The sequence below is a fragment of the Metasolibacillus meyeri genome (assembly GCF_003049505.1).
Classification (GTDB): Bacteria; Bacillota; Bacilli; order Bacillales_A; family Planococcaceae; genus Metasolibacillus; species Metasolibacillus meyeri.
Genome location: NZ_PYWN01000082.1, coordinates 1 through 9,610 on the forward strand (window position 1 = coordinate 1; position 9,610 = coordinate 9,610).

8 protein-coding genes are annotated in these 9,610 nt (G+C 37.3%); 7 read left to right on the forward strand and 1 reads right to left on the reverse strand.

Going from position 1 to position 9,610, the window contains the following annotated elements:
* A partial coding sequence (locus C9J34_RS21990) for a hypothetical protein (protein ID WP_193768995.1) occupies positions 1–580 on the forward strand: 580 nt, incomplete at its 5' end.
* Positions 581–655: 75 nt separating this feature from the next.
* On the opposite strand, the gene C9J34_RS12495 is transcribed toward C9J34_RS21990, so the two are convergent.
* Complete coding sequence (locus C9J34_RS12495; protein WP_107840246.1) at positions 656–1,837, reverse strand: NupC/NupG family nucleoside CNT transporter; 1,182 nt, start codon at positions 1,835–1,837, stop codon at positions 656–658.
* Between the two features lie 840 nt (positions 1,838–2,677).
* Here C9J34_RS12495 and C9J34_RS12500 point away from each other — a divergent pair.
* The 6 genes from C9J34_RS12500 to C9J34_RS12525 are packed head-to-tail and all read left to right on the forward strand — an operon-like array spanning position 2,678 to position 9,518.
* On the forward strand, positions 2,678–4,501 hold the full coding sequence (locus tag C9J34_RS12500; RefSeq protein WP_107840248.1) for an IucA/IucC family protein: 1,824 nt from the start codon (positions 2,678–2,680) through the stop codon (positions 4,499–4,501).
* A complete protein-coding gene (locus C9J34_RS12505; RefSeq protein ID WP_107840250.1) occupies positions 4,473–6,242 on the forward strand; it encodes an IucA/IucC family protein in 1,770 nt (589 codons plus the stop codon). The genes C9J34_RS12500 and C9J34_RS12505 overlap by 29 nt, the downstream gene beginning before the upstream one ends.
* Positions 6,229–7,461, forward strand: coding sequence for an AMP-binding protein (locus C9J34_RS12510; protein WP_107840252.1), 1,233 nt, complete (start codon positions 6,229–6,231; stop codon positions 7,459–7,461). The genes C9J34_RS12505 and C9J34_RS12510 overlap by 14 nt, the downstream gene beginning before the upstream one ends.
* Positions 7,458–7,715 carry a petrobactin biosynthesis protein AsbD gene (gene asbD / locus C9J34_RS12515; protein WP_107840254.1) on the forward strand — a complete coding sequence of 86 codons (258 nt, stop codon included), beginning with the start codon at positions 7,458–7,460 and terminating at the stop codon, positions 7,713–7,715. The genes C9J34_RS12510 and asbD overlap by 4 nt, the downstream gene beginning before the upstream one ends.
* A 13-nt stretch (positions 7,716–7,728) precedes the next feature.
* Positions 7,729–8,697 carry a DUF6005 family protein gene (locus C9J34_RS12520; protein WP_107840256.1) on the forward strand — a complete coding sequence of 323 codons (969 nt, stop codon included), beginning with the start codon at positions 7,729–7,731 and terminating at the stop codon, positions 8,695–8,697.
* A complete protein-coding gene (locus tag C9J34_RS12525; RefSeq protein WP_107840258.1) occupies positions 8,694–9,518 on the forward strand; it encodes a sugar phosphate isomerase/epimerase family protein in 825 nt (274 codons plus the stop codon). The genes C9J34_RS12520 and C9J34_RS12525 overlap by 4 nt, the downstream gene beginning before the upstream one ends.
* Positions 9,519–9,610 lie beyond the last annotated feature (92 nt).

Sequence of the window (9,610 nt, forward strand, 5' to 3'; positions counted from 1 at the left end):
TATTTATGTAACGAAATGGGCGTACAATCTGATGATTGCCTACAGTTTACTCCTTATTAGTGGCGGACTTATTTTCCTCATAGCTATATGGATAGGTGGCTTGGGCGAAGCGGAGTATCCGATTTTAACTTATGCAACAGAGCGTTTGGAGGAGCACTATTTCGTTTCATTTGCGGATGATGCTTATTTTTATTTCGAAAATTTGGTAACGCTACTTGTCAAAGGCGGTCTACTGATTGTTGCTCAAATTTTCTTTTTGAATAGCTTGTTTAGCTTCATCGGTAATTTACTGAAAAGCCACTATGCCGCTATTGTAGTGACATGTATCATCGTTATTGCTGGTTATGCCTTAGGCAATCATTATATTACGATGGCAAGCAGTGTGTATAATCCATTTATTTATTTAGATACATGGAATATTGTGGATGGTTGGAAATCCATTGAAGCAGATAATGGGCATGTAAATGTCCGAAATGGTGTGCTTCTTTTCTTCATTAGTGGCAGCCTACTATTTGGTTTAGGGTTTTTAGGTAGAAGGAAAGTGACAAGAAGACAGTATTTCAAATTAAAAAAAGCATAAAATAAAGTGATCCGTCAATAAAAACCACTAAAAACGCGAATCAACAACGTTTTTAGTGGTTTTTACAAGCTTGTTTTATAAAACGAGACTAACGATGATACTAGAAAGTATGCTCACGAGTGTAGCGCCGTATAACAGCTTTAAGCCAAAGCGTGCGACGGCATTCCCCTTTTCTTCATTAAGCCCTTTGACAGCCCCAACGATAATGCCGATAGAGGAGAAGTTAGCGAATGAAACTAGGAATACAGAAAGGATGCCCATTGTTCGTTCACTGAAGTGATAATTGCCTCCAGATAAATCTAACATTGCCACAAATTCATTCGTCAGCAGCTTAGTTGCCATAATGGCGCCGGCGCTAACCGCTTCTGAGAAAGGAATTCCCATAATGAGGGCAATCGGAGCAAATAAATAACCTAATATCGTCTGGAAAGAAAGGTTAAACAATAGCTCAAATACATGATTGAATCCAGCCATTAATGCAATAAATCCAATCAACATAGCCCCAACGATAATGGCAACTTTAAAACCATCAAGAATATACTCACCAAGCATTTCAAAAAAGGATTGCTTTTCATGCGCTTGAGTTTCTAAAATATCCTCGCTTGGATCGATTGAGTATGGATTAATAACACTAGCTATGATAAAACCACCAAATAAATTCAAAACTAAAGCTGTAACAATATATTTGGGTTCTAGCATTGTCATATAAGCCCCAACTATGGACATCGATACAGTCGACATTGCAGAAGCACATAACGTATACAATCGCTGATTTGAAAGTAAGCCGAGTTGTTTTTTTAATGTAATGAAAACCTCGGATTGTCCAACCATTAGTGATGCAACTGCATTATATGATTCAAGTTTCCCCATGCCGTTTACTTTACTTAGCAACCAGCCAATTCCTCTCATAAGGAATGGAAGAATTTTTAAATGCTGAAGAATACCGATTAATGCAGAAATAAAGACAATTGGTAGTAGTACATTTAAAAAGAATGGAGAATCCCCCTCGTTTGCTAAGCCCCCGAACACGAAGGAAACGCCTTCGTTTGCAAATTCGAGCAGCGTACCAAAAATAGCAGCGATCCCTTTGATGATGATTGATCCAAATTCTGTATTTAACAGTAACAGTGATAAAAGAATTTGAATGATAATCATCATAATAATGGGCTTAAACTTTATCTTTTTTCGATTGAAGCTTGCCAGCCAAGCTAAAAATAATACAACAAAAATACCTAAAATAGAAATAACGTATTGCACATGTAACCTCCTGTTTAAAAACACACAACCTTCTAATTATAAAAATAAAAGAGAAGAATTTCAAATATTAAACCTCGGATATATTATTAGCTATGTGGAATTTCATTGATAAGTAAGTGAGATTTTGCCTGTAAATAATTCTGTTTAAAATATAAAATTACCATGATTCATGTTCACTTGATTTAGTACATGTTTTCTGTAGCGACAGCAGCAGATGTTTTTTGCGCGAAAGCGTAGTATCAGGTACAGAAGTTTTAGGGATGAATAGCCAGAAAGGAGTTTCAATTAAAATTTCGGTGCAATCATATTCAGGCATGCTTGATTAAAATGGTTTCTTTACATGAAATCATCCATAGTTTTTATAAATTTTGTATTCAACTTTATTTCATCTCAATTGTTTCCCAGTAACATCGAATATATTCACGACAAAATTGTTTTCCTGTTATTGTGATACTCTGACTAATCAAAATCTTTATTGTTTCAAGCATATTTGCGAAGATAAAGTTTTCCTTTTTCCTGCCCTTTCAAACTTCCAGTCTAAGATAAATTCTTCTCTGGCAGTTGACCAACTTACCCAATTAATGTAATATGTAATTGTTGATGATAATGATAATCATTATCAATATATTTATAAATTAAAAGTACGTAGCTGTTCATCTACTAGTCCCCTATAATTTTTGAATTTCTTTCGATTAAACAGGAAGGAGTATTATTTGTCGGCAATATATTTACTTCTTATTAATGAATCTTTCTAATTTAGAAAGATTAATTTTTTATCAGAGAATGATAATCATTATCAAATTGATAATGTAAGACTCATATGAAAGGGCGGTTAATTACATGCAACAGATTGCTAAACAGATTGCAGAAAATGCAACGTTTCAGGCATTTATGAATTGTTATATACGAGAAGTAAGTAGTGGATATTGGGTCAAAAAAGAGGAGTGGATAAAGGAACAGCGACTATCCACCACGCTGACAGAGGCACATATTTTAGAGCTTGAGTTGCCACTCCAAAATACTCGTTTTGTGTTCGGTGTGGCATATAAATCGCTTGTTGGTAGACATAAATTTGGTGTCTCGTTGAAATATTGTACACAACAAAAACAATGGCTTATTGAAGATAAATTAACAGTCCTCATCACGCTCATTCAAGAGCTTCATTTAATGGCTAAGATGAATGGATGTAGTGGGCTTTATTCGCATTTTGATGAGCTCCTGCTTCGTATAATTGAGAGTTATCAAACGATGACAAATTATATTGAAAAGAACTTGAAAGATAACAAACAAAATGAGGCTCCTGCTACGTTCATTGAAGCGGAGCAGTCTCTGTTATTTGGGCATTGGCTTCATCCAACGCCTAAAAGTAGGCAAGGGATGGCAAATTGGCAACAAACGAATTTTGCTCCAGAGCTACAAGGGTCTTTCCAACTTCACTATTTTCGTATCGACCGTAAAATTGTTACAGAATCCTCTGTTTTAGAAAAAAGTGCGCGTGAACTTATTTTCCACTCTATCACAAAATCACAACCTGATTTTGTAATGTCAGAGAAGGAATGTCTTCTTCCGATGCACCCGCTCCAAGCACAATGGCTTTTACAGCAACCGTATGTAAGAAAAGCAATGGCTGAAGGATTAATCAAATACGAAGGAGCACTTGGGGCATTTTATACAGCGACTTCTTCGATTAGAACGGTATATAGCTCAAATGAAGAGATGATGTATAAATTTTCAATCCCTGTAAAAATAACGAATTCATTGAGAGTAAATCGAACGCATGAATTAAAAGCTGGCATTGTTATGGCTCAGTTAATGACTAAGATTGATTTCCTGCAGAACAATCCATCTTTTCGGATGATTGATGACCCAGCCTATATGACTGTAGAGTTTCCGAATCAGACAGAATCAGGATTTGAAGTTATTTTCCGCTCCAACGTATTTTCTGAAGGACATGATGAAGGAATCTGTATGCTTGCGGCTCTTGTTCAAGACCCTCTGCCAGCAGAAAAATCGAGGTTATCTCAGATTATCGCAGAAATTGCTGAATTAAAAGCTCGCACATTAGAAAGCGTAAGTTTAGATTGGTTTAAAGCTTATTGGGAATGTGCTATTGAGCCATCATTGCGATTATACGATGAATATGGAATTGCTCTTGAGGCGCATCAACAAAATAGTGTATTAAACGTCTCTTCAGGTTATCCAACGACTTATTATTATCGTGACAACCAAGGATATTACTTGTCAAAAGCATATAAAGAGGAGCTTCTTTCAATAGAGCCTTCTTTACATGAAACAGAAGAGCTATTTTACGAAGATGCCCTAATTCATGATAGATTTACTTACTATTTGTTTATGAATCAATTGTTTCCCGTTATTGCCCGATTTGGAGAAGATCAGCTGATTGATGAAAAAGTTCTTTTGCAATGGTCTATCGAGCAACTGCAAATATTAGAAAAGGAATTTACGGGATTTGGGAAGGCATTTATTCATACTATTCTCAAACAAGAAAAGCTCGCATTCAAAGCGAATTTATTAACAAGGTTTCATGATGTAGACGAACTAGAAGCCGAACTCGAACAGGCGGTATACACGAAAATTCCAAATCCGTTTGTTTTGCAATATGAGGAGGAAGAATATGCAGCAGCTACAGTCTTCAGCTTCTAAACAAGGAGAGCTACGAGTAAGGCGACAGCTTGTAGAAGCGATGATTTTTGAAGGTCTAGTTAAATATGAAGAAACTCGTCTCGATCAATGGACTTCACTCTTTACGCTTATTGGACAGAATTGTACTTATCGTTGTGAAGGGAGAAAAATGGCATTTGATCGTATCCGAATAAAGGAAAATCATATTTTTCTAGTAGGAGAAGATCAAACATTACTAGAAGCAACACTTGAGCACCTAGTAGCCGAGTTACTTTCGACTCCTAAAGACAAAGCTCGATTACTAAAAGAGCTTCATTTAACGAGCAAGCTTTGTGAATGGAATGAGCGTCATCTTCAAATGCCAATGTCGAGAAGAAATTCGAGCTATGAGGAATTGGAGTCAGAAATCATTGAAGGACATCCGTATCATCCTTGCTTTAAATCAAGAACAGGATTTACAATTGATGACCATAAAAATTATGGCCCTGAGGCAAAGCAGCAATTTTTCCTGCAATGGGTAGCGGTGAGAAGATGCTATACACAAATTGCTGTCCTTGAAGAGGAGGAGAGCTTTTGGAAAAAAGAGCTGGGGCATTTAATGTGGGATGAACTTCTTACAAAGCTTTCGACATTCGATGCAACATATGAAGAATATACATTTTTACCAATTCATCCTTGGCAATGGCATAACATGCAACATGAATTGGCTGAATTAATTGAACAAAAAGATTTAATTCCTCTGGATGTGAAAGGTGATTACTATCGGGCGACTCAATCGGTGCGAACATTATGGAATTGTTCAAATTCCGAAAAGGCACATTTAAAATGCTCAATGAATATGGTGAATACCTCGTCATTACGAAAGCTGCATGCTCATGCTGTTTGTGCCGCTCCGCATATCTCGGCATGGCTTAAACAGGTGATTCAATTAGATGACTATTTACAAAATGAAGCATCTCTTGTTGTGTTAGGAGAGTATGCAGGCGTTATTTTTGAGCCAGATACAAAAAAGCATAGCGGACAACTAGAAGGACAGCTTGGCTCGATATGGCGAGAAAGCGTGCGCCTCTATATGAAGGATGGAGAGGAAGCGGTACCGTTTACCGTGCTTATGATGCTAGAGAAAGATGGACGTCCATTTATAGCAGATTGGTTGCTCCAATATGGAACAGAGGAGTGGCTAGAACGCTTGATTGAAGTGAGCGTTATTCCTGTGTGGCACTTGCTTGTTGCGCATGGTATTGCAGTTGAGGCGCATGCGCAGAATATGATTTTACTACATCAAGATGGCTGGCCAACTCGAGTGGTGTTAAGGGACTTCCATGACAGCATTGAATATAGTGAAGCATTTATTGTAGACAAAGATATCGTTCCAGACTTTGCAAAAATACACACACGTTTTAAAGATGCACCTACGGATCATTATTATTGGATGTCTTCTGTAGAGGCTTTACGAGAGTTAATGATGGATACATTGTTTGTATTTCATTTAAGTGAATTATCTCATTTATTAGAGGAGCAGTATGGATTTGAAGAAGTGAGCTTTTGGCGTCAAGTGAGAAATGGAATACACAAGCACTTTGAACGGTTCCCATCATTATACGCAAGAAATGAACAACTTCAACATACACGTGAACATATTTATGTTGAATCTTTGTTAGCAAAGAAAGTTCAAAATCAAGAGGAAGGTAATTTTCGACATATCGTGAGTAATACGTTGGCACAAGTGGATAAAAGGAGGAACGACGATGTTTTATGTTAATGATCAATTTTATACGGTAGAAGATATCGAGAAGCAATATGAAATATATGAAAGCTTACCACATCTAAGAGAGTGTAATAACCGTAGATTAGCTATTTGTACAGATGATGTTTTCCAATATATAACACTTTGTTTATATATTCGTCAAAAAGGTGGATCAGTCGTCCCCATCCATGTAGCAACACCGAAGGAAGGGGCTATACGGTTCGCTTCTTCAGCGGGTAGTCATCTTTTATTATTCCGATCAATTTATTCTTTCATTGAACTATCAGATCATCCCAATAATCAAGAGGGTGTATTAGTTCAAATGAGCTCAGGTACAACAGGTGCGCCGAAATGTATTGAACGCACATGGAGTTCAGTGGAAGAGGAAATTGAAAGCTATGTGAAAATATTGCCTGTTAATTCTTTGACAAATTCTATTGTCGCTTGTCCAGTTACGCATTCTTATGGATTTATTTGTGGTGTGTTAGCTTGTATAAGACGAGGAGCAATGCCCGTTATTATTACGAATAGTAACCCTAAATATATATTGAAAAAATTGAAAGAACACCCTAAGCATATACTCTATGCAGCACCAGCATTACTTTATACATTAAGTCGATTATTACCTGCTAATCAACAATTCGATCGTGTGATGACATCAGGAACGGTGATGCCGCAAAATTGGCTGACATCGTTAAGAGAGAAATCTCACCAAGTATTACAGCAGTATGGGTGCTCTGAGTCTGGGTGTGTTGCGATTCATCCTAATGTAGAGGATTCGAAAGAAATGGGTTATCCTCTGCCTCATTTGAAGGTGACAGCAGGAAGCAAACAAACACCAGGTGAAATTATTATTGAATCGTCCACACAAACGATTTATACAAAGGATCTTGGCTATATAGAAAATAACGTCCTTTCTTTCCTTGCAAGAATGGATGACACGATTAATGTAGCAGGCTTGAATGTTTATCCGCAAGAAGTTGAAAATGTCTTAATGGATTACCCAAAAATCATTGAAGCTGTTGTATATAAGAAACAAAACAATCTATCAGGCGAGCGAGTATGTGTACAATATGTAGCGATTGAACCAATTGATGAGATGGAGCTTAGAGAATGGTGTCAGAGATTTCTTGCGCCACATCAAATTCCGATGGAGTTTATATTTGTTCATGAAATTGAAAAGCTGCCAAATGGGAAAATCAGTAGAAAACAACTTGGGGGCGTACTAGTATGACAAGACAACAATTGATTGAAGGCATCTATGATATTATGAAAAACTCATTAGAGTTGCAGACATTATCTTCTTTTCATGAGGATGCTCGATTAAATGAGGATTTGTATATGGATTCTGTGATGGTCCTTCAATTGATTCTCCATATAGAATTGGATTTGGGCATTTCTATTCCAGATGAAATTCTCGTTCCTAAAGATTTTAAAACGGTAGGAACATTAGCAAGCTTTTTAGAAAAACAGCAAGAAGTAAAATAGTTGGAGGGAACACATGATAAAAGTTCACTGTTTTGTAAGCTGTGTTTGTGAAGTGATTAAGAAAACAAAAGATGTCGATCATAGACCCTACTATTTTGGCGTATGGGATGCAGATTTTGATGTGCTTGATAATGGGGTGTTAACATATCATTCAGACCGCATTGACCATCATTTCTTTCAAACATGGTATGAAATGCTCTATGGAATTAAGCTTTATAAATGGTATGACGAAGAGCAATCGAAAGAGGAAAATGTAAATAAATTGCTAACGTTATTAGAAAATAAAACGTCGCACCAGCATGTGATGGTCATGTTGGATTTATCGATGCTGCCAGAGCGAGAGAATAAATTTCATCAACGTCCGTTTCCGCATTATGTAATGCTAGAAACGACAGAAAATGAAGCAGAGTGGTTTATGTATGACCCTGATTTTCGCTGGGAGGGAAGTTTGCCAAAGGATCGAATTATAGCTGCAATCCAAGAGCCATCTGTTGAAGGTGGTTATTACTTTGATTCCAAGGAAGTTATTGCGCCGACTACAGAAACGGTTGAAGCGTATTTTAATACGTGTCTAAAGCTTCATCATAATCCGATGACAGAAGCAGTTACTGACATTATTAAAATGTATCTTGAAGGAAAAGAAAATATAGTAAAGCTCCCGATTGCATTAAAGCAACTGCCAGTTTTAGCGATTAGAAAATATGCATATGAACATGCCTTTGCATTCTTTTGGGAAGCGCTTGGCCATGATGAGGAAGGCTTTGAAACATGGTGTAATGAAATTGAGCGCCTAGTAAATGGTTATACAACGATTCAGTATCGAGCAATGAAACTTGCAATGACACAAGACTTATCAGTGGCTGAAGATATTTTTGCAAAGTTAGAGCAGCAAAATCTTCTTGAATTTAAAATTAAGCAAGGGCTGCAAGAATGTTTTCAAGCATGGTTACTATTACAGCAGAGGAAAGAGGTCATGTCATGAAACTATCTATCTGTACAATCTCGTTTCGACACCATCTCTACTCGATTGATCAATTAGCTCACTTTGCAAAGGCTCAAGGCTTTCAAGGAATTGAGCTATGGGGTGTTCATGCAAAGAATTTAGCAGATGAACCGCAGTACGGAGCAGATTGGTTACGCTCTTACGGTTTGGAAACGAGCATGCTTAGTGATTACTTACCACTAGAGGCACCCATTGCTGAGATGATGGCTGAGACAGAGAAATTATCTTCGCTTGCAACGCACTGGGGAACGAAGAAGATTCGTACATTCGTAGGTAAAAAAGGTAGTGCAGACACGAGTGAGGAGGAAAGGAAAGAGCTCATTGCCAGACTTAGAATACTCTGTGATTATTTTGAGTCGAAAGGGCAAGATTTACTTGTTGAAACACATCCAAATACATTGACAGATAATCTACCTTCAACGATGCAGTTACTTGAAGAAACAAACCACCCAAGTTTAAGAGTGAATTTTGATGTTTTGCATATATGGGAGTCAGGGATAAACCCTATTTTCGCCATGAAGCAACTTCATCCATATATCTCACATTTTCATTTTAAAAATATCGCTTCACGTGCACAGCTTGATGTGTTTTCTCCAAACAATGTCTATGCTGCATCAGGGTCCAGAGAAGGGATGGTTCCGTTGTTTGAAGGTGCGGTCGATTACGATGAATTTTTAGCAGCGGCACGTTCAATGGAGAAGATAGATGCATCATTAGAATGGTTCGGAGCGAATGTGAAAAACGTATTAACAAAAGATGCGCAAGAGGTTAAAAAGGCATTGCAATTAGTGCGAATATAAGGCTGTTACAGTAGTTGGAGAGCCGTTTAAGTCAATTTAAATAAAGTGAACCTTCAATCAGTGGGGGTTTTCCTCATCCCCCACTGATTGGT